This window comes from Actinacidiphila rubida (assembly GCF_900110255.1).
GTDB classification, from domain to species: Bacteria; Actinomycetota; Actinomycetes; order Streptomycetales; family Streptomycetaceae; genus Actinacidiphila; species Actinacidiphila rubida.
In genome coordinates, this window is the sequence record NZ_FODD01000026.1 from 31285 (window position 1) to 56061 (window position 24777).

A 24777-nucleotide genomic window follows, 5' to 3' on the forward strand; every position below is an offset into this window, starting at 1 on the left:
GTGTTCGGTGGGTGGGTTCCGGCGTATCCGCCGGGTGTTGGGGGGGCCTGCTTTGGGTGCTGCTTTGGGTCCTGATCTGGGGTCTGATTCGGTGTCTGGCGTCGGGTGGTGGGGTTCAGGGTGTGCCGGGCGGTGGGACGGCCGCGGCGTGGCGGTTCAGGTCATGGCGCCTCCCAGCACGCTCCGGGCGAGGCCCATGACGACCGGAGCCACGCCGACGAGCAGGAACGCGGGCAGGAAGCAGACGCCGAGGGGCGCCGTGGCCAGGACCGCGGCCTTGCGTGCCCGCGCGAGGGCCGAACGGCCGTGCGCGGCACGGATGTCCGCGGCGAGCCGGGCCATCTCGGCGACCGGCGCACTGCCCGTCGTGGAGGCCCGGGCCAGGCAGCGGGCCATCTCATGCGCCCCCGCGAGCCGGCCCAGACGCAGCCAGCACTCCGCGGGCTCCGCGCCGAGCCGCAGCTCCGCCTGAACGCGTGTCAGCGCCGCGCCCAAGGACCCGCCCATGCAGTCGCCGACCGCGCCCGCGGCCTCCCCGGGGGTGGCTCCCGCCGCCAGACAGGCGGCCATCAGGTCGGCGCACAGGGCGATGTCGGACGGATCGGCCTCCGATCCGCCCGGCGGCGCTGCGGAGCCGGACCGACGCACGGCCCGCCACTGCGCCGCCCCGGCTCCCAGCAGCGCGCCCGGGACGAGACCCGAGCCGCCGCCCAGGAGGCCGCCCAGGAGCGCGCCCGCGGCCGCTCCCCCGCCCAGCGGCGCCGCGCGCTCCCGCAGGCGCCGGGGGATGCGTGCGGAGCCGTCCGGCGAGGTCCCGCGGACACCGTTGCCGCGTGCCCGTCGGCGGCGCGCCGCCGGATCGAGCGCTCCGCGCAGCTGGCGTGCGGCAGCGAGGCGCTCGCGGACCTCGGCCAGGACGAGCAGGAGCGCAAGTGCCGCTGCCGCCAGGGCCCCGGTCGTCCCCAGCCTGTGGACAGTCTCGGCGTTCACGACGCCCGCCTCCCGCCAAGCCGTGCCGATCCCGGAGGTTTCGGGCGTCCTCCTTCGGCCACGCGGATGATGCGCGCGGTCCAGGCCAGCCCGCCCCACTCCAGGGCGACTCCGAGCGCCAGGCAGACCAGCCCCGGCAGCGTGTGCAGCAGCACCCGGGAGGGGTCGGCGCCCAGTCCGGCTCCCAGCACCACGCCGAACAGCGGCAGCAGCGCGAGCAGCACCGCCGTCGACCGCGGGCCCGCCAGCTGCGCCCGCAGGTCGTCCCGCTGGTCGGCCTCGGCTCTGAGCGCGGCGGCCACCCGGTCCAGCGCGGCCGCCAGGCCGGCGCCGCCGTCCACCGCGACCTGCCAGCAGGCCGCGACGGCCGCCAGCCCCCGAGTGCCCTCGTTCCGTCCGGACGCGGCCCGCAGCGCCTGGGGCACGTCCCCACCGAATCGGGCGGCAGAGCACAACAGCCCTGCGGCCGACGCCAGTTCCGGCATGTGTGCCCAGCCGGCGGAGTCCACCGCATCGGCCAGCGCGGCGTGCGGCGGGCGCCCTGCCCGCAGATCGCCGGCCAGCGTCACGCACAGTGCCCCGACGGCCGCCGCGCCCCGCTCCGCGGCCGCCCGCTCAGCCCGGCGGCGCAGAGCCCGTCCCGCGGGGCCGACCGCCGCGAGGCCCGCGAGCACCGGCACCAGCGACGCGGTGGCCAGCCCGGCCGCCACCCCGACCGGCACGCACGCCACCTCAGGCCGCATCACCCGCCTGTGCAGCCGGGCAAGGTGTCCAACCCGCCGTCGCGGGGTGCGCGTTCCGGAAACGGCGTCCCGTGGGACGGCGCCAGGTCGAGGGTCCTCGGCGCGGGCTCGCGGCGTTCCGTTCGGCCGCACATCCCCTGGCGGTGCGGCGAGCGAGACGAAACCTGCCGCCGGCGGGCGCGGGCGCGCCCCCTCGCGCATCGGCCGGGAGGCGCGCACCGATCCAGCCGAACGAGGGCTGTGATCCGTTCGCCTGCTCCTGCTCGGAGCACGACGCCGCGTCCCGAGTGTGCTCGGCGCCGCATTCGCAGCCGCCATCTCGCCGACAGGCTTGTCCTGTTGAGCCGAGTCGCACGGTTCCGCAGGGGTGCCGTGCCCGACCAGCCCGAGCCCCGGCTGCCGTGCCGCTTGGTTCTCGGGGCCATGTCCTGCGGGCTCGGCGGCCCGCGGAGCGGACGACCCGGGGGCGCGGAGACCGCGCAGGGCGGACACCAGCGCTGCGAGCAGTTGACCGAGTGCGGAGCCCTTGCGCCCGGGAGCCCGTGCGGGGCCCTCCAGGAGGCGGCGGGCACGCCGCTGCTGCGTGGAGCCTGAGGTGGCCGCCAAGGCCGCCAGAAGGGCGCACAGGGCCGCTGCCGCGACGACGGCCACGGGCGGCGCGTGCCCGATCATGGCGCACCCGCCGAGCAGAGCCGGGCCAGACGCTCCCAGCCCGGGCCGTGCCCGAAGTCGCCGCCCGCCTCGCGGACGAGCGCGGGCACGGTGGCCACGAAGCCGTCGGCGCCGCGCCCGAGGACATGGATCTCGGCGAGCCGCCGACCGCCCGCGGCGTCGCGCTCCAGATGGACGACGACCGAGAGCGCGGCGGCCAACTGGCTGTGCAGGGCGGCCCGGTCGAGTCCCGCCGTGCTGCCGAGCGCCTCCAGACGTGCGGGCACGTCGCTCGCCGCGTTCGCGTGGACCGTGCCGCACCCGCCCGAGTGAACGCACTAACCGTGCACGTAGGCTCATCGGGCCGGACCGAAGGGAACACCAGTGCCAACCGTCGTGATCTACGACCGCCTGAGCAGGCTGTATGCCGAAGAGGCACCCGACCACCGAATAGCAGCCTGCAAGGCGTACGCGGCCGCCCGGGGGTGGGAGGTCGTCCACATTGCCATGGACACCAACGTCAGCGGCGCCAGCAAGCTAGAGGACCGGCCCGGCATGCGCGAGGTACTGGCCTGGCTGCCACGCGCTGACTACGTCCTGGCCGCCAAACTCGACCGCTACGCGCGCAGTGTCCTGGAGTTTCAGCGACTGCTAGACGCCGCTAAGGCCACTAAAGCAACGATCGTCACCGCTGACGGAGTAGTGTCCCCCGAGAATTCCTCGCTGATCGCTAACGTGCTCGCTGCTTTTGCTGAGTATGAGCGCGACATGATCACGGCCCGGATCACGGCCAGCAAGGAACACTTTCGCCAGCGCGGAAACCACCTGGGCGGTATCGCGCCGTATGGCTACGCCGTGTCCGGCCCGGTGAATAACAAGCGCTGGGTGATAGACGAGCCGGCAGCTGCCATTCTGCGCGAGTGCGCCGACAAGCTGATCAATCACGGGGGCAGCCTTACGGCTATGGCACGCGACCTGAACGAGCGAGGCGTATTGCCACCCGCCGAACACGCCCGCCAGCGAGACGGCCGGAAGTTGCGCGGGCAGGTATGGCACTCCACAACGCTGCGAGACGTCCTGTACACCCCTGCCGTCCGTGGCTGGCTTATCCAGGCCACCCCTGGCACCCGCCGCAGTGCGCTGACCAATCAGCCGGTGCTCGACGCTGAGGGAAACCCCGTGAGCGCTGGCCCGGCCATCCTGGACGCCGAAACCTGGTCTGCCGTCCGCGCGATTGTCGATGGCAAGTCCGTTGGCCGTGGCGCCCCCCGTGGCGGTAAGTCGCTTCTGCTGCATCTCGCTGTCTGCTCTGAGTGCAATGGGCCCATGTACCGCCAGCGCCGAACGGTCAACGGCAAGGACTACAGCACGTATGTATGCCGGGCGGGTGTCGGAAAGCATGGTGCCCACCGCCCGAACGTGATTACCGCTCGATACCTCGAAGAGATGGTGACTGCGGACTACTTGAAGCGATTCGGGTCGTTCGCGCTTATGCGCTGGCAAGAGGCGGACGGTAGCGCAGTTCTACAACTCGCTGAGGTAACGACCCAGTTGGACAACTTGGCGGGCAACCTGGCCAATCTGCCTGCGGGTGGTCGGGCCGCTCAGCGGGTCACGGCTCAGATCACCGCGCTAGAGGCTCGGGTCACTGAATTGGAGGCTGAGGCCGAACACGCCGTAGGCCGCTGGGTGGACGCTGGCGGGACTGTGGCGGACGCATGGGCGCAGCGCGAGACAGACGGGCGACGGAGCCTCCTGGGCGACCTGGGAGCGCGCGTAGTGGTCCGCCCGGCTACTCCTGGCGCGGTGCGCAGATTCGACCCTCAGCGGGCAGACGTGACGTACGCCGGTCCGGCATGGATGCGGGACGCTGACCCGTTCGCCGTCCGACTCGCTGAGATAGAGCTAGAAGAACTGCTAGGCGACGCCTGAGCAACCCATGGCGCCCCGCTGAGCGGTCCCTGAGTGGACTTGCCCAGTGGGGCGTTTCTATGTCCGCAGAAAGGCGCTTAGGGTTTTTGGTAGGTGGCCTAAATTTTTGGCAGGTGACGAATCATCAAATGCCAATTACGCTCGCCTACATGACCCGTGATGAATACCTCCGCCAGTGCGAAGCAGACAGCGCAGAGATTGAGCGCCAGATGGAATGGAAGCGTATAGCGCGCAGGCTCGATGCCCTGTACGCCGCTCAGCGGGCCGGAGACGCCACGGTCTACACCCGTCAGCGCATTGCCCGTCTGGAAGCCCTGCAAGCGGCCCTGTGTGGGTTCCCGGAGGCACTGAGCGCGTAGCAAGAGGCAGCCCCGTTCGGCCCTGACGGCCGGGCGGGGCTCATTCATGCCTGCTTACGCCCGCTGGGATATGTGGCGGCGAGGTAATGACGCCGAGGACTATCCCGCGTTACCGCAGGGTTGGACAGCGAGAAGTGACGGACAGCGAAAGGGTAGGAGTGATCCACCTAGCATCTGACCTGCATAAAGTGACGAAGTGACGATTTGACCCCCCAACTCACTTTGCCCCATGAGTTCTATAGGCCAAATCCAGAGTGGGGTGCGAAACGTCACTCCGTCACTCAGGTAGCCAAGCACGGCCCCAATAGGGCCCATGTACGTCCGCCTGCGGCCCGCGCACGTCACCCCAGCAGCTTTCCCGCCCCAGACCCTTGCGAGCCCGCAGACGCCGCTGTGCAGCCTGCTGGCTACGCGGTAACCGACTCGCTAGTACCTGATTAGCCGGTCAGCACGGTAGAGGCCGGTCACCCGATACAAATCATGTGCAGGCGGATACGTCCCCCGCCCGCTAGCTCAGTCAGACGCCAGCGCCAGCCGCAAGGCCGCGCACTCCTGAGCGCCCCCAGGGCGAAAGCCCGACCACATACCAAAGCCCCTGGCTTGGTTGTCTGCTCACAGACGGATTGGCGTCTGCGCTGTGAGCCCTGACAACCAGCTAGGGGCTTTTCTTGTTTTTCGCCGATAGGGGACGTTCCTATGACTCGACTACCCAGCTACAGCGCACTTCACAAGCGACTACGCGGGCGGTACGGCCCTGCAAAGCACCATGCATGCGTGTGGTGTGGTCGTACCGCTGATCAGTGGGCATACCAGCACACCGACCCTGACGAGATTCACGACGGCCACCTCTGGTCCGCCGACGAGTCCCACTATCAGGCAATGTGCCGCAAGCATCATCAGCAGCTAGACAGCAATTTTCGCGCAGTTGGGCATGACCAGTGCCTTCTCGGTGATCGGGTCGAGTCGCTGCGCGAGCAGGCTTGGTCCGCTGTCACTGAAGAGCAGCGCGCGCATGAAACCGCTATGCGTGCGTCCGCTATTCACCTAGGACACCTGCACAATCGGAGGGGAAACCGATGAGCCGGCTACTAGCTCACCCGGGGCGCGACGGGTAATCCGCGCACTGAGACATCTGGCGGCGCGGCATCCCCAATACCGAGTCTCACTCTGATCTAGGCCCGTAGGCCCGGAATCACTCCCTGTCATGCCGGACAGGTCGAAGTGAACCGGGCCTGCGGGCCTTTTCGCGTACCTGCGGCCGCTCAGGTCTCCGAGAGTCCCCAGTAAGGAATCACCATGCCCACACCCCTTGACCTACTCAAGGCAAATGCCGCCCAGGGCGGCCACACGTACACCGTCCCCACCTCTACCCGCCGGGCCGTCGAGGACGCTGTGACATCACTTGCGCTGACGCTGCTGGACGACGACGAGCCTGACCTAGACGCGCTCAACACCCTTGCAGAACTGACTTCCTCCCTCGCTGCGCTGATAAATGCCAGAACTCACGAGCGGAACACACGTCGACTCCACATTAATAGGGGCGCACAGCAGTGACCTTTGGGGCCCGGCTAGGTGCCGTACTGAACGACGCCAAGGAAACACAGCAAACCCTGAACATCCGTCGCGCCCGCAAACTGCGGATGCGCTGAGAAAGGAAACCACCATGCCTGAGAACACCCCGCACACCGTCCTGCCCGCCGAGCCGACTGGCGAGTTTCAGCGAAGGGTCACCGGCTCGGGTACCGAGTCGGACCCGCTCAAGGTTTACCCCATGCCGACTGCACAGGACCCGGTGGCGGCGGCTATCGCCAAGCAGCGCCAGGGCGTGACCCAGTACGAGGCGGCTTTCCGCAGCGGGGCCGACCTGAGCGTCAACCTCCCCGCCGACGTCCGGCAGATGGTCTCCCAGGCCGCTAGCGCCATCACTGGCACGGTCGGTAAGGCGCAGGATGCCCGTAAGCGCGCTGACAGCTTCCTGAATGACCAGACCATGTGGCCCGACGGCCGCAGGATGATGGCTGGCGATGCGATCAAGGCGGCTCAGGATTCCATCAGTGAGTCGTTTTCCGAGGCTGACGCCAAGATGGCCATTGCCGATGCCCTGCTGTACGAGACTTCCCGCCCGAGGCTTGCACAGGCTGATGCCATGACCGCTCGCGCTGATCTCGACATGATCACTCGGAGTGCAATTTCGGCGAATTCTCCTGGCGCGCTGGTCAATTCACTGAAGACCCTTGCGAGCGGTGACGATGCACTGGCCGCCCTGGTTGCCGATGAGACGTACCTGACTCGTTTCCTGGCCGCCAACGGCATCGCGCAGGACGTCGCGCAGGCCATCGTTACCAACGTCAAGGCCGCTGTGGTGGCTTCTGCGGCTGCATCCGGCGACCCTAAGCGCGCTGCTGCCGGACGCACTTCCCAGGCCCTTGGAGAGCTGCGCAAGGCCCGTGCTGCCGCCACTTCCTACGCCCGCAACACGCTCAACGCGAAGTAGGCGCACCCCTGGTCGTGGGGCCTGGCAACTCGGCCGGGCCCCTCTCACTGAAAGGAGCCATCGTGGCTCGCACTGACATCGCTGTTGTGGCCATCGGAAAGGACACCGTAGAGCCCGCACCTACGGTCCTACCGGCCGAGGGTGGCCAATTCCCGCCCGCTCCCCGCGCGATCCTCAAGCTAACCAATACCGGTACTGTTACCCGCACCGCGCGTCTCCTGTCCGTATTCCCGGATCGCCAGGATGACCCGTCGACAATCGGCGTGAATGAGGCTTACCAGTGGTCGCGCGGTATCCCGCTGGCTGCGGGCGCTACGCACTACGTGCGCTTTGACACGTCCCGCGTTATCCAGCCGGATGGCCTGGTGCACGTCGACGTCGACGCCGCCACGGATGTCAAGGCACTGGTCCTGTGCCCGCTAAAGGCGGACCTGAGCTAATCGGCGCGCGCCTGTGGGGTCAGTCGCCTACCGATTTTGGTACGTGGCTGGCCCCGTCCGGAGGAACCATGAACAACAATCCGCTAAGTACCCTGGCGCACTATCTGACGCCGTCCCACAACCCTGCCTATCTCGCTGCGCTGCGCATTGCTGAGGCTGCCGTATCCGGCCGTCGTGCGGCTGCTCTCGCTGACTGGCTGGTGTTCGGCAACAACCCTGCTCGTGTCGTGAGCGCAATTGCCGATCAGGTGATGATGCCTGCCGACAGTGCGCGAGTCGACGTTTATGAAGCGCTAGGCGCGTTGCGTGGTCTGCTCGACCCTTAGGCACTTCACATTCCGTGGCTGGGGGGTGGGGGTGACCCCCTTTGACCCTTGGGGGCGGAGAGCGCGGGGGAGGTCTCCGTCAGGTGCGCCCGGTTCAGAGATCCGGAAAAACCCAAAGAACTTCACTTTAAGTGACCAGCCGCAATGGCTGATCACATACCAATTTTGGGAGGTGACCCCATGCCTAAGGGTGGTGCGCGTGCTCGCTCTGGTCCGGCCCCAACGTCGACCGAGCGAAGCCACAAGGCCAAGGCCCCGGATGCTAACGGCTGGGTCACCTTGCCCGCTGAGGGCCGAGACGCCCCCCTTCCTGCCTTCCCCCTAGCGTCGCCCAGTGGGCGCGAGATGGTGCTCTGGGAACGGCTCTGGGAGACGCCCCAGGCTGTCATGTGGGAGCGGCTACACCAGGATTTCGAGGTTGCCTCTTACGTACGCCTGTTGGTGCGCGCTGAGGCCCCAGGGTCCCTGGCGGCTGAGTGGTCGGCGGCCAAGCAGATTGCCGAGTCCCTTGGGCTGAGCGTGTCTGGCATGGCCCGGAACCGCTGGACCATTGGCCAGGTGCGGCCCAGTTCAAAACACCCAATGTAACCGGCATCACGCTATGCACATGTCCACCGAGTGAATCTTGAACAGATCCCCTTCTAACGGACTGTGAATCCTAGATACCCCCCGTCTGGGACCTCCGTGTTGATTTCGAGTTGCCAGGCGTACCGCCCCGGCGCCAGCGGAAAGGAGGGAACCGGCACGACAAGCGATGAGTCCAATGGAACCCCCGGAACGGCAGTGGGCACCGGATTCACTCCGTCATTCTCGCCCGTCACTCCTCCGAGCTTTCTACCGTCTGCGTCGACCAGATCCAGGGCCAAGCGCAGCGGGACATTCCTCATGGTCCAGGGCACCTCCAGCTTTATTACTACCGAGCAGGGGGGTGTTGGCGAAGAAACGACGCTCCAACCAGCTCCATAGATATTGAGCTTCCCATCGCTGATACTCTCTGCTGAATCGCAGAGCATCATGCTCGCCCTCATCAGCCACCTCCTGGATGAGCGGACATCACTGATTGCATTATCCCACCGCTCCCCTGTGATCACATCGCACGACCAACGCACTGCGCTGCACTCTGCGACCGTATCCGCCGAGCACGCCCGCGCCGACAGTGCCGGAAGGAGGAGAGCGGTTAGCTCACGCTGCCGTCATCGTCTAGGGCTGCCTGCGCGCGAAGCACGAATCCTTCTATCGTTTTGTCAACCTTACGCGCGGCGACCACTGTCCTTTTGCGGTAAGACCGTTCAAGTCGTTGGCGCCCTTCCCCGCTATGCTCCATCACTTGCTTGAGAATCAAGACGAGCGTGACTAGGTCCCTACTCATCCGCTCAATTTTGATGGCTTCTTGACTGACTCTTCGCGGACCGGCCAAAGCCACACTAAGGGCACAGTCCTTCATAGTTTTCGCTGCCTCATTGAGGCTATCCACCCTGGCTCTGTCGATGACATCCGGGATGATTTCTCGATAAGTGAAGCGCCCGGATTCCGCTCGGAACACCGAGGCCACCGAGATGAATTCCTTGTAGATCTCTTGGCGTGGCCCCCGCCTCTCTCGTCGGTGCTCGGCCCGCGCAGAGATGCGCGCCCCTTCCCGCTGCGCCCACCCCGTTGCGATCGCTGCGCCGATCGTCGCTACCGAACCTGCTAATGCCCCGAGTACTGCGGCCACCCCTGCATCCATGTCGCCATGTTCGGGACGACCAGGGCATAGGTCAAGTGGGCCGATGACCCCAGACACTTCCTTTCTGGAGATTCCATGACTACTCGTCATTCCGTAACCCAGCTAGCCAGATACGCCGCGCTGCTGGCCGCAATGGTCATCAGCTTCGCAACCCAGGTCCACCTAGCGCGGACACATGGTGTCCCTGGGTGGCCGTCCTACGCCGTTCCCGTGGCCGTCGACCTTTACCTAGTCTGGGCCGTCCGGTCAGGCCGTGATGTGGCCCTGTCCGTGGCCGTTGCTGTGGCCGCCAATGTGGCCAGTGTCCTTACCGCAGAGTCTCTGTCCGCCGTCGATACCTGGGTGTCCGCAGCGCTGCACGCCGTTTTCCCGCTGACCGTGTGGCGAATGCACCGGGCAGAAAGCCCTGAGCGGTCGTCTGCGCCCCTGGATTCCCCTTCCGTGGAAGCGGGGGTCCCCGAGCCGGCGACCGCCCGTCAGAGTGGCGCTGAGTGCGTTTCCGATAGCTGGCCGTCTGGTGACCTGTGGGCCGATTTCGAGGACAGCGCGCCGGACGAAACTCCGGTCACTCCGCCTACCGCCGAGGACGTGCTAGCGGCCATGTCCGTTCTTGAGTCCCGCAATGGCCGACCGGTGACCGGACGCATGATGGCCGACCACTTTGGTGTGTCCGAACGAACCGGACGCCGCTACCTACGACTTGCCGAGGAGGCAGCCGCATGACCGAACTAGTCAGGACTCTTTGGGTGCGGGTCACTCAGGACGAGCGCGAGAGCCTACGCGCTGCCGCAAAGGCGGAAGGCGTCAGCGTGAACCGCTATGTGCGCCGCCTGCTGAATCTGCCCCCGCGTGGCCCTGAGTCGCACTGAGGCCCTGCCAGGCAATGAAACGCCCCGCTACGCACCAGGACTGTCCTGGACCGCGTAGCGGGGCGTTGTGTCGTTTCTGGTGTCGGCTTACTCGGTCGGCTCGGGGGCAGGAAGTCGCATGCCCCGTGACTCAGCTACGCGCAATACCTCTGTTAGCGATTCCCGCAGCCTCGCAACTACCCATCGGAGTTCCGGCGCACCGCACGTGTCCATTTCCCGCTGTCCGCTGAGCCGCAACACTTCCCGTGCGTTGGCGACTTGCTGTGACTCGACCGAATCGGCCAGCCTCGCCAGCGCAGAGGTTCCGGCCGGATCGGTCACCAGGTAAGTGGGTTTGCCGTTGTTCTGCCATGGCAGCAGCCGGGCGTTTGTGCCCTCTCGCGCTGCGTCCAGTTCCGTACGCCTAAGCTCTGCCATAGCCGACGCTCCCTTGTCGGTCAGACCCCTGGTGATCGCTTCAGCCCGATCACTGGGGGTCGTTTCTGTTTGCGCTGCGTCATCAGACTAGCTCGGTAGCTGACTACCTCGATAGCGTAATGGGTGAATCGGTCGCAGGCTGACTAGGTGGACATCGATAGGGCCGAGCCGCACTGGCCCCAGGTAGCGGCGGAGATCCGGCGACGCATCGGGAGTGGCACCTATCGCGCTGGCGAGCGTCTGCCGGGCACCGTGGCCCTCGCCGCTGAGTTCGATGTGTCCCAGTCGACGGCTTCCCGCGCGCTGGCCAGCCTCCGCCCTGAGGGCCTGGTGTACGTCGTCAGCGGCCGTGGCTACTTCGTGAGTGAGGCAGCCGGGTAGCAACAGCGCCCGCGCCCCCAAGGTGCCCGCCTTGTCTGTGCGTTGCCCCCGTCACCTATGAGCGTGTCCCGTATTTTTACCTGCATGTCAGACATATTGAGCACGCTGCTCGGCGCTGGCGCTGTGGTCGCAGGCGCTGGCCTGGCCGGTGGATTCACCTTGCTTAAAGGGCGTCAGGAGAGCGCCGACAAGGAGCGTGAGCGGCTAGAGCAGCGCGTTGCGCGGCACCGTGAGATTCGCCGAGATGCCTACGTGGACTTCCTGAGCAAGATCCACCTCATGGATCTTGCTCAACGTGAAGTGAACCGCACTGAGAATCGCAACTTGTCTGAGTCCGCGCTGCTAAGCCTTGCCTCGGCCGAGCGCTCCCTCTACCAAAGCTTGTTGGTGGTCCGAATGGAGGGCCCTACAGAAGTGGCAGAGGCCGCGAGAGCACTGGTGAGGGCGTTCCGGCAGCTGAACGGTCTCCTGGAGGACGGGCTCACCCTCGAAACCGTGGAGGCCAACATGCGGGAGAGGGAAGCGACGCGGGATGCCTTCCTGGCGTCGGCAGCGAGGACCCTCGGAACAACGCCCTGACCAGGACCCTCCCATGTATGGTTGACCTGTTCACCCGCCCTCGTGGCCCGTGTTCAGCGCGGCCAGAAGATCAAGGACCTCGGGGCCCCGGACCTCGCCGACGACCAGCCGGTCGGGGCGCATCCGCAGGGCCTGGCGGACGAGGTCCCGCAGGGTGACGTGGCCGGCACCCTCCTGGTTCGCCGGGCGGGTCTCCAGCCGGACCACGTGCGGGTGGTCGGGCCGGAGTTCGGCGGAGTCCTCGGCCAGGACGATCCTGGCGGCGGGGTCGACGAGGCCCAGCAGGCAGCTGAGCAGCGTCGTCTTCCCGGAGCCGGTGCCGCCACTGATCATGAACGACAGCCGGGCGTCGAGGACGTCCCGCAGCAGCGCCGCGGTCCCGCTGTCGAGCGTGTCTGCCGCGACGAGTTCGGGAAGAGTGAAGGCCCGGGCGCGTACGACGCGCAGCGACAGGCAGGGGGAGCCGACGACGACCGGTGGGAGCACGGCGTGCAGCCGGGTGCCGTCGGGCAGTCGCGCGTCCACCCACGGCCGGGCGTCGTCGAGCCGCCGGCCCGCGGTAGTCGCCAGGCGTTGGGCCAGCCGGCGTACGGCGGCGGTGTCGGCGAAGCGGACGCCGCTGCGTTCCAGGCCGCGGCCGCGGTCGATCCACACCTGGTCGGGTGCGTTGACGAGGATGTCGGTGACGTCGGGGTCGGCGAGGAGCGGCTCCAAGGGGCCGGCGCCGACGAGTTCGGATCTCAGGGCCTCCACCACGCCCAGCACCTCGGCGTCGCCGAGCAGCCGTCCCCGGGCGCGCAGGGCCGCCGCCACCCGGGCGGGGGTCGGCTCGCCGCCGTGTTCGGCGAGGTGGAGCCGGACGGCGTCCAGGAGTTCGGGGCTCATGCCGGCACGCTCCCGGCCCGGTTCATCGCGCGGTCGAGGAAGGCGGCGCAGAAGCGGGCGAGGGGCCCGCGGCGGGCGGAACCCGGTGGCCCGCCGGACAGGGTGTCCCCGAGCGAGGCGTCGTGCGGCAGTTCACCCGCCAGCGGGAGTCCGAGGAGGCGGGCCGTCTCCTGGTCGTCCAGGCCGGGGGCGAAAGGGCCGCGGGCCACCACCCGAAGGTCCTTCAGATGGGTGCCGACGGCGCCGGCGACACGGCTGGCGGCGGCCACCGCCCGCAGTTCGGCCGGGACCACGAGGAGGCCCACGTCGATCTGGTGGAGGGTCTCGGCGACGGTGTCGTCCACGCGGCGCGGCAGGTCGACGACGACCACTCCGCCGCGACGGCGCGCCGCGCCCAGCACGGACCGCATGGCCGCGGGCGGGATCGCGACGGTGTCGCCGCGGTCCCAGCTCAGCACGCTGAGGGCGTCGAGCCGTGGCAGGGACTCCTCCAGGGCCCCGCTGTTGACCCGGCCGCGCGAGTCGGCGAAGTCGGGCCAGCGGAGCCCGCCGGTGCGTTCGGCGCCGAGGAGGATGTCGAGGCCGCCTCCGAGCGGGTCGCCGTCGATGAGCATGGTCCGCAGGCCGCCGCGGGCGGCGGTCACGGCCATCCCGCAGGCCAGGGTCGACGCGCCGGCTCCGCCGCGGCCGCCGACCACGCCGACGGTCAGGGCGGGGCTGCCCGTTCCCTCGGCGATGTCGGCGATCCGGTCGACGAGCCAGGTCTCCGACTCGGGCAGGAAGAGCACGTGGTCGGCGCCGATGCCGACACCGCGGCGCCAGGTCTCCGCGTCGTCGAGGTCCCGGCCGATGAGGAGGACGCCGCGGCGCCGCGGGGCGCCCTGCACTCTGCCGGCCGCTTCCGCGTCGACCAGGACGAGCGGGGCCCGGTCCCAACTGGCCGCGCGTGGCGGCGCCGTGAACACGACTTCCGGTTCGGTGCCCGCGGCGGCGCACAACCGGAGCAGATCGTCGAGCAGCGTTTCGTCGTCGGCCACAATCAGCGGCCCGGCCGACCGTTCGGCAGTGGCCGCGAGACGGTCGGGCGTGGTGGTTCCGGTCATTTCCGAGTCCCCCGTAGCGAGTCGTGCGAGCTCGGTGAGCTTCGCCTGCGATCAGCTTGGGACTGGAACCGGAATTGAGATGATCTTGGTCGGAATCTGTGGACAACTCGACGATTGTGGATAACTCCGCCACACGGAGGAGTGAGTTCCGGCGGAGCGGGAATCGATTACACACCGTCACGCGTCGTACACGGCAGTACGCACACGCATGCGAAGGGGAGAACGATGGACACACGGGCCGCGCAGACGGGATCGGGCCACAGAAACGGGTCCGGACATGCGACGACCCCCGCCGGGGGGGAGAGCGGGGGTCGTCCCCACGGTCCGACTCGGGGGGGGAGGAGCCAGACCGGGTTAGCACGGTCGCGAACGATCCGTGACTTCCATGGTGTACCCGATGGCCTTCTCAGGCAAACCCACGCGCCTGAGCTTACGCCGAATGGTGGTTGCCTATGCTCGTCTCGTGGAAAACCACCTGCCACCGCGCACCGCGGCGTTCTTCGATCTCGACAAGACCGTGATCGCCAAGTCCAGCACGCTCGCCTTCGGGCGCTCCTTCTACCACGGCGGCCTCATCAACAGACGTGCGGTATTGCGAACCGCATATGCCCAGTTCGTGTACCTGGTCGGTGGCGCGGATCACGACCAGATGGAGGGGATGCGCAAATACCTCTCCGATCTGTGCCGCGGCTGGAATGTCCAGCAGGTACGGGAGATCGTCGCCGAGACGCTGCACGACCTGATCGACCCGATCATCTACGACGAGGCCGCCTCGCTCATCGAGGAGCACCACGCGGCCGGCCGTGACGTGGTGATCGTCAGCGCCTCGGGCTCCGAAGTCGTCGAGCCGATCGGCGAGATGCTGGGCGCCGACCATGTCATCGCCACCCGGATGGTCGTCGAGGACGGCGCGTACAACGGGGAGATCGAGCACTACGTCTACGGACCGGCGAAAGCCGAAGCCATGGCTCGACTGGCGGAGTCGGAGGGCTACGACTTGAAGCGGTCCTTCGCGTACAGCGACTCGGCGACCGACGTTCCGATGCTCGAGGCGGTCGGGCACCCGTACGCCGTCAACCCGGACCGCGCCCTGCGCAAGGAGGCGGTGGCCCGCGAGTGGCCCGTGCTGACCTTCAGCCGTCCGGTGCGGCTCAACCAGCGCATCCAGGCGCTGCCGATGCCCGAGGGGCCCGTGCTGGTGCTCGCGGCCCTGGGCGCCGCGGCGGCCACCGCGGGCCTGGTCTGGCTGGCCTCCCGGCGGCGCCGGTCGGTCCTTATGTCCTGATTGACAGGAAACGTAAAAACCAGAGCCAGGGGTTCCGCTTCGCACCGGTCAGCGGTAGAAAGGACATAGGCCCGCGAGACCACGGAGTTCCGAGAGGAAGACCGCAGTTCACAGCAGATGGCCCCACGGACCGAGCATGAAAGCCGGGCACCCACGCGTAGCCGACCCGCCAACCGGGCCAGCCGCACCAGGTCACGGGCAAAGATCCCGACCTGATGGGCAGATATCGCGCACGCACTGGTAACTCGGCGGACATGCCAGCGGCGGCATCTCCGACGATGCCGCCGCATCTTCGTGTCCGCCCCAGGTCGTCCGGGGCGACCGGGACCCGCGCCGCCGCTCAGGCGGCCCCGCGCTGCAGCGCCTCGCACACGGCCACGCTCTCGCGCACCCCGAGTTCCAGCGCCTTGCCGCAGTGCGCGATCCACACGGCCATGCCCTCCGGAGTCCCGGACGCATAGCCCTCCAGCGCCGCCAGGTACTCCGAACGGCCCAGTTCCGCGTATCCGACCTCGGCCGGGCACACGGACTTCGGGTCCAGACCGCTGCCGACCAGCACGATGCGCTCGGCCGCCCGCGCCACGGGGCCGTTGAACGACCCGAACGGGCGCAGGCACAGCAGTTCGCCGTGCACGGCGGCGGCCACGACGAGGGCGGGCGCGCTGGTGCCGGCGCGCAGCAGGTCCGCCAGACCCTCCAGCCGAGCGTTGACCTCTATCGAGTCGGGCAGCGGGAGATCCGCGACCGGGACCAGCGGCTCGTCGACGGACTCGCCACTCAGGCGCGGACGCCCCACCGTCGCGTCGTCGGACACTCCGCCGGCGGCCACCAGGTGGAGCCGGGCCAGCGCCTGGACCGGTGACCGGCGCCAGATGCCGAGCAGTTGTCCGGCCTCCGCGGTCAGCCGCAGGGCCGCGCCGACCGTGTGCGCCTCGGCGTCGGCCGAGAAGTCGCTGCGGCGGCGCAGCTCCTCCAGGGACCAGTCCGCGCCCGCGAGCGCGGCGGACGCGCGCGCTCCACGGAGCGCCGCCTCGGAGGCGACCTCGTCGGAGCGCCGGCGCATCACCCGGTGCCCGTAGACGCCGTCCACGGCCTTGCGCACCGAGGCGACCGACTCGGGAACACCCGGGAGGTCCCCCAGCACGGCCAGGGGGTCGGCGTGCCCGTGGGCGGGCGAGGGAGATCCGTTCGAAGCCATGACACAAGACCCTACAAACCCACCGGGACCGTGAACGACCACGAACGAGTGGCCTTTCCCACTCCGACCGGGCTACGGCGTGGCACACACCACTACGCTGCCGAACATGAAGATCGCTTTCGTCGGGAAGGGCGGCAGCGGGAAGACGACACTGTCCTCCCTCTTCGTCCGCCATCTCGCGGCCGCGCGCGTCCCGGTCCTCGCGATCGACGCGGACATCAACCAGCATCTCGGCCCCGCCCTCGGCCTGGACGAGGACGACGCGGTGGCGCTGCCCGCGCTGGGCGCGCACCTGCCGGACATCAAGGAGTACCTGCGCGGCGCCAACCCCCGGATCGCGTCCGCCGCGACGATGATCAAGACCACCCCGCCGGGCCGCGGGTCACGGCTGCTGCGCCTGGCGGAGGACAACCCGGTGTACGCGGCCTGTGCCCGTACCGTCGCGCTCGACGACGGCGCCGAGGTGCGCCTGATGGTCACCGGGCCCTTCAGCGAGTCCGACCTGGGTGTCGCCTGCTACCACTCGAAGGTGGGAGCGGTGGAGCTGTGCCTGAACCACCTGGTGGACGGGCGCGACGAGTATCTGGTGGTCGACATGACGGCCGGGAGCGACTCCTTCGCCTCCGGGATGTTCACGCGCTTCGACATGACGTTCCTGGTCGCCGAGCCGACCCGCAAGGGCGTCGCGGTCTACCGGCAGTACAAGGAGTACGCCCGCGACTTCGGCGTCGGCCTCGCCGTGGTCGGCAACAAGGTGCAGGGCGAGGACGACCTGGCGTTCCTGCGGGCCGAGGTCGGCGACGACCTGCTGGCCGCCTTCGGCCACTCGGACTGGGTGCGCGCGATGGAGAAGGGCCGCCCGCCGCGGTTCGAGCTGCTGGAGCAGGTGAACCGTGAGGTGCTGCGCACCGTGCACGCGCACGCCGACCGCGCCTACGAGGCCCGCGACTGGACCCGCTACACACGGCAGATGGCGCACTTCCACGAGAAGAACGCCCGCAGCTGGGGCAACGAGAGGACCGGCGCCGACCTGGCGGGCCAGATCGACCCCTCCTTCGTCCTGGGCGAGGCAGCGCTCGCGGCGCCCGCCGGCACCGCGGCCGCCACGGCCTGACCTGCGCAGCGGCGCTCCGACCGGCGCAGCGCTCCGACCTGCGCCGGTCCTCGTCGTCGACGAGGCCGGTGTGCGTTGTCCGGCGCGCGACCGAGCCTTCGCCCCGCCGGATCCCGGCGCTCCCTGAGGTGCCACCCAGTGGTCCCGTCCGGAGCTCCGGACGCACGGCCGCGCAGCGAACGGGGTGCCGGCCTCCCCGCCGTCCCGCCGGCCGGCACCGGCCCCCCGGGCGGCCACGGCCCTCAGCGCGACGGCCGGTGCTCGGTTCGACCCGACACGGCAGGGCCCCCGCCCCACCACAGCGACCGCGACCGCACGGCGGCGCGCTCACCGAATGTCGCCGGGCACATCGATCCGCTCACCGGACAATTCACTCGATAGCTGGAAATGATCGCCGGATCGGCCCTCCGGACTTCACTCTCCGCGTTCGAGACATTACTCTCCATTTACCGAAGCTTGGGAGTGCCGAGGGGGCTCGCTGCGCCACTCCGGCTCCGCGCGCCTCCGGCCCGCACCCCGGCACCCGCCGCCCGAAGAAGGAGACGGGAACCATGAGACTGCCGCCGTTGCCGAGCCTGCTCGGCAGCCACCGATCCGATCTGTCCGCCTCGATCACGGTCTTCCTGATCGCCGTCCCGCTGTCGCTGGGCCTCGCGCTCGCCACCGGCGCACCCCTGCAGGCCGGTCTGGTCGCCGCCGCGGTGGGCGGGATCGTCGCGGGCTCGCTGGGCGGTGCCCCGCTGCAGGTCAGCGGCGCCGCCACCAGCCTCGTGGTGGTCACCGCGGGCCTGGTCCACCGCTACGGATGGCGTGCCACGTGCGCGATCACAGTGCTGGCCGGACTCGTCCAGCTGCTGCTCGGCGCACTGCGGGTGGCCCGCGCCGCCCTCGCGGTCAGCCCGGCCATCGTGCACGGCATGCTCGCCGGGATCGGCACGGTCATCGCGGTGGGCCAGCTGCACGTGGTGCTCGGCGGCTCCCCCCAGAGCTCCACCCTCGCCAACATCGCGGCCCTGCCCGGCCAGCTGGCGCACAGCCACCCCGCGACGCCGTTCATCGGCGCGCTGACCGCGGCGGTCCTGCTCGGGTGGCCGCGGCTGCGCGGGCGGGCCGCCGGGCTGCGTGCGGTCCCCGCCCCGCTGGTCGCGGTGGGCGTGGCCACAGCGGTGAGCGCCTGGCACACCGTCCCCCGCGTCGTGCTGCCGGAGTGGCGGGCGCCGCTGCTGCCGCAGCTCCCCGACGGGCCGGTGCTCGGGGTCGCCGCGGCGGTCCTGACCGTGACGCTCGTCGCCAGCATGGAGTCGCTGCTGTCGGCGGTGGCCGTGGACACGCTGCGGGCCCGGCGTCCCGGGCCGCACGCCCCGCCGGCCCGGCTGGACCGCGAACTGCTCGGCCAGGGCGCCTCCAACGTGCTGTCGGGCCTGCTCGGCGGCCTGCCGATCGCCGGCGGCGCGATGCGCGGCTCCGCCAACGTCGAGGCGGGCGCCCGCAGCAGGCGGGCCACGATCCTGCACGGCGTGTGGGTGCTCGCCTGCGCGGGCTTCGCCGCCGGCGCGCTGCGGGCGATCCCGCTGGCGTCGCTCGCCGCGCTCGTCATGGTGGTGGGGGTGCGGATGGTCAGCTTCGCCCACATCCGGCACGTGCAGCGGCACCGCGAGTTCCCGGTCTACGCGGTCACGCTCGGCGCCGTCGTCCTGTTCGGCGTCCTGGCGGGCGTGGCCGCGGGCATCGCGGTCGCCGTCGTGCTGGCACTGCACCGCCTGACCCGCACGCGGGTCACCGTCACGGAGGAGCCCGGCTGCCACCGGGTGCGGGTGACCGGCCAGTTGACGTTCCTGGCCGTGCCGCGGCTGACCCGGGCGTTCGCCCAGGTGCCCCCCGGGGCCAACGCGGTGGTGGAGCTGGACGGCTCGTTCATGGACCACGCCGCCTACGAGGCGCTGAGCGCCTGGTGCGGCCGGCACCGCTCGCGCGGCGGCCGCGCGGTGCTGGGCGACGGTGCCGGACGGACGGTCAGCGAACCGCTGAGCGCCCACGCGTGCCGCCCCTGGACGCCGTGGCGCAACCACCACTGCACCAGGCCCGCACCCAACGGGGCGCCGGCCACCAGCGGCGGTCAACTGCTCGGCGGGGTCAGCGCGTTCCAGCGCAACACCGCGCCCCTGGTGCGTGCGGAGCTGGCCCGGCTGGCCCACGAGGGCCAGAGCCCGGGGCACCTCTTCCTCACCTGCGCCGACTCCCGGCTGGTCACCAGCATGATCACGTCGAGCGGCCCGGGCGACCTGTTCACCGTGCGGAACGTGGGCAACATCGTGCCGCCGCCCGGCGCGGAGACGTCCTGCGACTCGGTGGCCGCGGCCGTGGAGTACGCGGTGGAGGTGCTGCGCGTGTCCGGCATCACCGTGTGCGGGCACTCCGGCTGCGGCGCGATGCAGGCACTGCTCGGCTCGGACCACGAGCCGGGCGCACGCACGCCGTTGGCCCGCTGGCTGAGCCACGGCCGGCCGAGCCTGGACCGGCTGCGCCGGCCCTCGTCCACCGGGCCGGGAGGGGTCGCGCTCGCCGGGCGGCCCGTCGCCGACGACGCCGAGCGCCTGGCGCTGGTCAACGTGGTGACGCAGCTCGACCATCTGACGGTCCATCCGCCCGTCGCCCGCCGGGTCGCCGACGGCTCGCTCCAGCTGCACGGGATGTACTTCCACGTGGCCGAGGCGCAGGCGTACATGCTGGACACGGCGACCGGGGTGTTCACCGCCGTCGCCCCCGAGGCGGCCACGGCCTGGCCCGACGACGCGGTGCCGGACGGAACGGCGGCCCGTGACGCCCCGTCCCAGGTCAGTGCGGACGAGGCCCGGGCCGGCGGCGCACGGCCGCCCGGGGGCGCTCCCGGCAGCCCGGAAACGGAGGGAGCCACCACAAAGGTCTAAACCACTTTGCGGGCAACCCTTGTCAGGGTGCGCCAGGACTGGTGAGGTAGTGCTGGGACATCTGGGACACCCTGACAAGGAGCTGGCGTGAGCAGCAACGAGAGCCTGGCCAACCTGCTGAAGGAGGAGCGGCGGTTCGCTCCTCCGGCCGAACTGGCCGCCGCAGCCAACGTCACCGAGGCGGCGTACGACAAGGCCAAGGCCGACCGGCTGGGCTTCTGGGCCGAGCAGGCCCGTCGCCTGACCTGGGCGACCGAGCCCACCCAGACGCTGGACTGGTCCAACCCGCCGTTCGCCAAGTGGTTCGCCGACGGCGAGCTGAACGTCGCGTACAACTGCGTGGACCGGCACGTGGAGGCCGGCCTCGGCGACCGTGTGGCCATCCACTTCGAGGGCGAGTCGGGCGACGGCCGCACCGTGACGTACGCGGAGCTGAAGGACGAGGTCTGCCGCGCCGCCAACGGGCTCACCGAGCTGGGCGTGGCCAAGGGCGACCGGGTCGCGATCTACCTGCCGATGATCCCCGAGGCGGTCGTCGCGATGCTGGCCTGCGCCCGCATCGGCGCCGCGCACTCCGTGGTGTTCGGCGGCTTCTCCGCGGACGCGGTCGCGTCCCGCATCGACGACGCCGACGCCAAGCTCGTCATCACCGCCGACGGCGGCTTCCGCCGCGGCAAGCCGTCCGCCCTCAAGCCGGCCATCGACGACGCGGTGTCCCGCACGCCGCAGGTCGAGCACGTCCTCGTGGTCCGCAGGACCGGCCAGGACGTCGAGTGGACCGAGGGCCGCGACGTCTGGTGGCACGAGCTGACCGCCCGCCAGTCCGCCGAGCACACCCCCGAGGCGTTCAACGCCGAGCACCCGCTCTTCATCCTCTACACCTCGGGCACCACCGGGAAGCCCAAGGGCATCCTGCACACCTCCGGCGGCTACCTGACGCAGGCCAGCTACACCCACCACGCGGTGTTCGACCTGAAGCCCGAGACCGACGTCTACTGGTGCACCGCGGACATCGGCTGGGTGACCGGCCACTCGTACATCGTCTACGGCCCGCTCTCGAACGGCGCCACGCAGGTCATCTACGAGGGCACCCCGGACACCCCGCACCAGGGCCGGTTCTGGGAGATCGTGCAGAAGTACGGCGTCACCATCCTCTACACCGCGCCGACCGCGATCCGCACGTTCATGAAGTGGGGCGACGACATCCCCGCGAAGTTCGACCTGAGCAGCCTGCGGGTGCTGGGCAGCGTCGGCGAGCCGATCAACCCCGAGGCGTGGGTCTGGTACCGCGAGCACATCGGCGGCGGCCGCACCCCGATCGTCGACACGTGGTGGCAGACCGAGACCGGCGCGATGATGATCAGCCCCCTGCCCGGCGTCACCGAGACCAAGCCCGGCTCGGCGCAGCGCCCGCTGCCCGGCATCGCCGCCACCGTCGTGGACGACGAGGCCAACGAGGTGCCCAACGGCTCCGGCGGCTACCTGGTCCTCACCGAGCCGTGGCCGTCGATGCTGCGCACCATCTGGGGCGACGACCAGCGCTACCTCGACACGTACTGGTCCCGCTTCCCGGGCCGCTACTTCGCCGGCGACGGCGCCAAGAAGGACGACGACGGCGACATCTGGCTGCTCGGCCGGGTCGACGACGTGATGCTGGTCTCCGGCCACAACATCTCCACCACCGAGGTCGAGTCCGCGCTGGTCTCGCACCCGAAGGTGGCCGAGGCCGCGGTCGTCGGCGCCACCGACGAGACCACCGGCCAGGCGATCGTCGCGTTCGTCATCCTGCGCGGCACCGCCGAGGACAGCGCCGAGCTGACCTCCGCGCTGCGCGACCACGTCGCCAAGACGCTCGGCCCGATCGCCAAGCCCAAGCGCGTCCTGGTGGTCACCGAGCTGCCGAAGACCCGCTCCGGGAAGATCATGCGCCGTCTGCTCCGGGACGTCGCGGAGAACCGCGAGCTGGGCGACGTCACCACGCTCACCGACTCCTCGGTCATGGACCTGATCCAGAGTCGCCTGCCCTCGGCGGCGTCCGAGGACTAGGGGACCAGAACGAGGACCGGCGGCACCGGCGGCACAGTCGGGACCGTCGGGACCGTCGGGAGGCGACGTCGGCGCGGACAGCGCGTCGCACCGACACCACCGCGCGAGGGGCGCCCGGCCGGAAGGCCGGGTGCCCCTCTCATTCGTTCGGATCTCATTCGTTCGGATCACTCGACGGCGCCCGCGGCCCCCTTCGCGGGAAGACTGAGGGCGAGCCCAGGAGGTCGCCCCCCGTGACTGAGCAGCCGCCGCAGCGATCCGCGCCGGGGCCCGCCCGCCGCGCCGCCACCCTGCTGGGCCGGCTGCCCCTGCCCGAGCGGACGTTCGTGGCCGACGCGCTGCGCACCGAGACGGTCGGCGGGGTGCTGCTGCTGGCCGCCGCCGTCGCCGCGCTGATCTGGTCGAACGCCGCGCACCACAGCTACGAGACGGCGAGCGGCGTCCACTTCGGGCCGTCCGCGATCGGCCTGCACCTGTCGGTCGAGCACTGGGCGGCGGACGGCCTGCTCGCGATCTTCTTCTTCGTCGCCGGGATCGAGCTCAAGCGCGAGCTGGTCGTCGGCGAGCTGCGCACCCCCGCGGCGGCGGTGCTGCCCGTAGTGGCGGCGCTGTGCGGCATGGCGGTCCCGGCCGTCGTCTACACGATCGCGGCCTCGTCGGGCGGCGGCGTGCTCAAGGGCTGGGCGGTTCCCACCGCCACCGACATCGCGTTCGCGCTGGCCGTCCTCGCCGTGATCGGCACCGCCCTGCCCGCCGCGCTGCGCGCGTTCCTGCTCACCCTCGCCGTCGTCGACGACCTGTTCGCCATCCTCATCATCGCGATCTTCTTCACCTCCGAGATCGACTACGCGGCCCTGATCGGGGCGGCCGGCGGGCTGGTCCTGTTCTGGCTGCTGCTGCGGCGCGAGGTGCGCGGCTGGTACGTGTACGTGCCGCTGGCGCTGGTGATCTGGGCGCTGATGTACAACAGCGGCGTCCACGCGACGATCTCCGGCGTCGCCATGGGCCTGATGCTGCGCTGCACCCAGCGCCCCGGCGAGGCGCGGTCGCCGGGCGAGCACATCGAGCACCTGGTGCGGCCGCTGTCGGCCGGGGTGGCGGTGCCGCTGTTCGCGCTGTTCTCCGCCGGGGTGGCGGTGTCGGCCGGCTCGCTCGGCGACGTCTTCCACCGGCCGGAGACGCTCGGCATCGTGCTGGGCCTGGTGATCGGCAAGCCGCTGGGGGTGTTCGGCGGCACCTGGCTGGCGGCCCGCTTCACCCGCGCCGAACTGAACAAGGACCTGCGCTGGCCGGACGTGCTGGCCGTGGCCGCGCTGGGCGGTATCGGCTTCACCGTCTCGCTGCTGATCGCCGAGCTGGCCTTCACCGGCCCCCCGCTCGCCGACGAGGCGAAGGCGGCGGTGCTGGTGGGTTCGCTGATCTCCGCGGTGCTGGCCGCCACGCTGCTGAAGCTCCGCAACAACACCTACCGGGCGCTGACCGAGTACGAGGAGCGCGACTCCGACGGCGACGGCATCCCCGACATCTACGAGGAGGACCAGCCCGCGTACCACCTCAGGATGGCCGAGATGTTCGAACGTCAGGCCGCGGAACACCGCCGCCTCGCCCAACTCGGCCGGGACACCGGCGGCTCTGATGACGCGTAAGGCATGATCGGGGGCAGACACGGTACGAACCGGTACCGTGACCGAACCCACGCAGAACGACGGAGGACGCCGCGATGAGCGCAGCCTCGAACGGTGACGAGCGCAGCATCGGGCAGCTGTTCGCGTCCGCCACGGCGGAGGTCTCCGCCCTGGTGCACGACGAGATCGCCCTGTTCAAGGCCGAGATCCGACAGGACGCCAAGCGGGCCGCGGTCGGCAGCGGGCTCGTCGTCGGAGCGCTGGCGCTGGCCCTGTTCGCGGTGCCGATGGGCAGCATGGCCGCCGCGTACGGCATCCACGCGCTGGGCATCACGCTGGGCTGGTCGTTCCTCATCGTGTTCGGCGCCTACGTCGTGCTGGCGGTGCTCATGGCGCTGATCGCGTACGGCCGGTTCAAGAAGGTGAAGAAGCCCGAGCGGTCGCTGCACTCGGCGAAGGAGAGCGCGGCGGTGCTGCAGAAGGCCAAGCCGCACCCGCGGCCGGTCGAGCCCGCCGACGCGCGGCCGGAGCTCACCGGCGCCGGCGGCAAGGCGTCGCGGTCGGCGCTGCCCGGCCCCAAGGGCGAGTAGCCGCCCCCGCTGGTACGGCCGCCCCCGCCGGTACGGCCGTCCGGGGCTGTGGCGGCGCGGCGCACGAGGCGGGCGGCCGCGCGACGACCCGAAGGGT

22 protein-coding genes and 2 pseudogenes are annotated in these 24777 nt (G+C 70.0%); 16 read left to right on the forward strand and 8 right to left on the reverse strand.

The annotated features are described in order from the left end of the window. Nucleotides 1-156: 156 nt before the first annotated feature. From BMW99_RS24780 to BMW99_RS24790, 3 genes and pseudogenes are all read right to left on the reverse strand, one after another. Nucleotides 157-990 (reverse strand): type II secretion system F family protein, encoded by an 834-nt coding sequence (locus BMW99_RS24780; RefSeq protein ID WP_075017576.1) that lies wholly within the window; start codon nucleotides 988-990, stop codon nucleotides 157-159. After that, nucleotides 987-1712, reverse strand: coding sequence for a type II secretion system F family protein (locus BMW99_RS24785; protein WP_322899719.1), 726 nt, complete (start codon nucleotides 1710-1712; stop codon nucleotides 987-989). Before BMW99_RS24785 ends, BMW99_RS24780 begins: the two co-directional genes overlap by 4 nt. 689 nt (nucleotides 1713-2401) lie before the next feature. Continuing rightward, a pseudogene (locus BMW99_RS24790) lies at nucleotides 2402-2716 on the reverse strand (TadA family conjugal transfer-associated ATPase); the annotation flags it as partial. Nucleotides 2717-2768: 52 nt separating this feature from the next. On the opposite strand from BMW99_RS24790, the gene BMW99_RS24795 reads away from it, so the two are divergent. From BMW99_RS24795 to BMW99_RS40830, 6 genes are all read left to right on the forward strand, one after another. Continuing rightward, nucleotides 2769-4316 carry a recombinase family protein gene (locus BMW99_RS24795; RefSeq protein WP_069465178.1) on the forward strand — a complete coding sequence of 516 codons (1548 nt, stop codon included), beginning with the start codon at nucleotides 2769-2771 and terminating at the stop codon, nucleotides 4314-4316. 149 nt (nucleotides 4317-4465) lie between these two features. Beyond that, nucleotides 4466-4675: a hypothetical protein gene (locus BMW99_RS24800; RefSeq protein WP_141726263.1), complete on the forward strand. Its 210-nt coding sequence runs from the start codon at nucleotides 4466-4468 to the stop codon at nucleotides 4673-4675. 1296 nt (nucleotides 4676-5971) lie between these two features. Continuing rightward, the gene (locus BMW99_RS40825) at nucleotides 5972-6229 is read left to right on the forward strand and encodes a hypothetical protein (RefSeq protein ID WP_141726262.1); all 258 of its coding nucleotides are present in this window, start codon (nucleotides 5972-5974) and stop codon (nucleotides 6227-6229) included. A 109-nt stretch (nucleotides 6230-6338) separates the two neighbouring features. After that, a complete protein-coding gene (locus BMW99_RS24805; protein WP_069465176.1) occupies nucleotides 6339-7169 on the forward strand; it encodes a hypothetical protein in 831 nt (276 codons plus the stop codon). A gap of 62 nt (nucleotides 7170-7231) precedes the next feature. Then, entirely contained in the window at nucleotides 7232-7609 is a 378-nt protein-coding gene (locus BMW99_RS24810; RefSeq protein WP_069465175.1) for a hypothetical protein, read from the forward strand. A 68-nt stretch (nucleotides 7610-7677) separates the two neighbouring features. After that, nucleotides 7678-7935 carry a hypothetical protein gene (locus tag BMW99_RS40830; RefSeq protein WP_141726261.1) on the forward strand — a complete coding sequence of 86 codons (258 nt, stop codon included), beginning with the start codon at nucleotides 7678-7680 and terminating at the stop codon, nucleotides 7933-7935. A gap of 641 nt (nucleotides 7936-8576) precedes the next feature. On the opposite strand, the gene BMW99_RS43130 is transcribed toward BMW99_RS40830, so the two are convergent. Both BMW99_RS43130 and BMW99_RS40835 read right to left on the reverse strand, forming a co-directional pair. Continuing rightward, complete coding sequence (locus BMW99_RS43130) at nucleotides 8577-8963, reverse strand: DUF6941 family protein (RefSeq protein WP_407640316.1); 387 nt, start codon at nucleotides 8961-8963, stop codon at nucleotides 8577-8579. 149 nt (nucleotides 8964-9112) lie between these two features. Further along, nucleotides 9113-9661: a hypothetical protein gene (locus BMW99_RS40835; protein WP_143080561.1), complete on the reverse strand. Its 549-nt coding sequence runs from the start codon at nucleotides 9659-9661 to the stop codon at nucleotides 9113-9115. A 210-nt stretch (nucleotides 9662-9871) separates the two neighbouring features. Between BMW99_RS40835 and BMW99_RS24820 the strand changes: the two genes are divergently transcribed. The 4 genes from BMW99_RS24820 (at nucleotide 9872) to BMW99_RS24835 (ending at nucleotide 11907) form a co-directional block, all read left to right on the forward strand. Beyond that, nucleotides 9872-10384, forward strand: a complete 513-nt coding sequence (locus BMW99_RS24820) for a transfer protein spdA (RefSeq protein WP_245791615.1) — start codon at nucleotides 9872-9874, stop codon at nucleotides 10382-10384. Beyond that, nucleotides 10381-10530, forward strand: a complete 150-nt coding sequence (locus BMW99_RS43135) for a plasmid mobilization protein (protein ID WP_107451722.1) — start codon at nucleotides 10381-10383, stop codon at nucleotides 10528-10530. Before BMW99_RS24820 ends, BMW99_RS43135 begins: the two co-directional genes overlap by 4 nt. A 564-nt stretch (nucleotides 10531-11094) precedes the next feature. Further along, nucleotides 11095-11328: a winged helix-turn-helix domain-containing protein gene (locus BMW99_RS24830; RefSeq protein ID WP_069466600.1), complete on the forward strand. Its 234-nt coding sequence runs from the start codon at nucleotides 11095-11097 to the stop codon at nucleotides 11326-11328. An 84-nt stretch (nucleotides 11329-11412) separates the two neighbouring features. After that, nucleotides 11413-11907, forward strand: coding sequence for a hypothetical protein (locus tag BMW99_RS24835; RefSeq protein ID WP_143080562.1), 495 nt, complete (start codon nucleotides 11413-11415; stop codon nucleotides 11905-11907). A gap of 33 nt (nucleotides 11908-11940) precedes the next feature. On the opposite strand, the pseudogene BMW99_RS24840 reads toward BMW99_RS24835, so the two are convergent. Both BMW99_RS24840 and ssd read right to left on the reverse strand, forming a co-directional pair. Further along, a pseudogene (locus BMW99_RS24840) lies at nucleotides 11941-12792 on the reverse strand (TadA family conjugal transfer-associated ATPase); the annotation flags it as partial. Beyond that, nucleotides 12789-13895 carry a septum site-determining protein Ssd gene (gene ssd, locus BMW99_RS24845; RefSeq protein WP_069466598.1) on the reverse strand — a complete coding sequence of 369 codons (1107 nt, stop codon included), beginning with the start codon at nucleotides 13893-13895 and terminating at the stop codon, nucleotides 12789-12791. The gene ssd and the pseudogene BMW99_RS24840, both read right to left, overlap by 4 nt. Nucleotides 13896-14334: 439 nt before the next feature. Between ssd and BMW99_RS24850 the strand changes: the two genes are divergently transcribed. After that, nucleotides 14335-15180 carry an HAD family hydrolase gene (locus BMW99_RS24850; protein ID WP_069463277.1) on the forward strand — a complete coding sequence of 282 codons (846 nt, stop codon included), beginning with the start codon at nucleotides 14335-14337 and terminating at the stop codon, nucleotides 15178-15180. A gap of 340 nt (nucleotides 15181-15520) precedes the next feature. On the opposite strand, the gene BMW99_RS24855 is transcribed toward BMW99_RS24850, so the two are convergent. Continuing rightward, nucleotides 15521-16378, reverse strand: a complete 858-nt coding sequence (locus BMW99_RS24855; RefSeq protein ID WP_069463278.1) for an oxidoreductase — start codon at nucleotides 16376-16378, stop codon at nucleotides 15521-15523. A gap of 106 nt (nucleotides 16379-16484) precedes the next feature. Here BMW99_RS24855 and BMW99_RS24860 point away from each other — a divergent pair, with 106 nt between their 5' ends. The 5 genes from BMW99_RS24860 (at nucleotide 16485) to BMW99_RS24880 (ending at nucleotide 24680) form a co-directional block, all read left to right on the forward strand. Further along, nucleotides 16485-17492, forward strand: coding sequence for an ATP-binding protein (locus tag BMW99_RS24860; RefSeq protein WP_069463283.1), 1008 nt, complete (start codon nucleotides 16485-16487; stop codon nucleotides 17490-17492). A gap of 551 nt (nucleotides 17493-18043) precedes the next feature. Beyond that, the gene (locus BMW99_RS24865) at nucleotides 18044-20419 is read left to right on the forward strand and encodes a SulP family inorganic anion transporter (protein ID WP_079138372.1); all 2376 of its coding nucleotides are present in this window, start codon (nucleotides 18044-18046) and stop codon (nucleotides 20417-20419) included. Nucleotides 20420-20506: 87 nt separating this feature from the next. Then, entirely contained in the window at nucleotides 20507-22465 is a 1959-nt protein-coding gene (gene acs / locus BMW99_RS24870) for an acetate--CoA ligase (RefSeq protein WP_069463279.1), read from the forward strand. 233 nt (nucleotides 22466-22698) lie between these two features. Beyond that, the gene (gene nhaA, locus BMW99_RS24875; protein ID WP_069463280.1) at nucleotides 22699-24111 is read left to right on the forward strand and encodes a Na+/H+ antiporter NhaA; all 1413 of its coding nucleotides are present in this window, start codon (nucleotides 22699-22701) and stop codon (nucleotides 24109-24111) included. A gap of 74 nt (nucleotides 24112-24185) precedes the next feature. Beyond that, entirely contained in the window at nucleotides 24186-24680 is a 495-nt protein-coding gene (locus tag BMW99_RS24880) for a phage holin family protein (RefSeq protein ID WP_069463281.1), read from the forward strand. The last annotated feature ends 97 nt before the right edge of the window (nucleotides 24681-24777 follow it).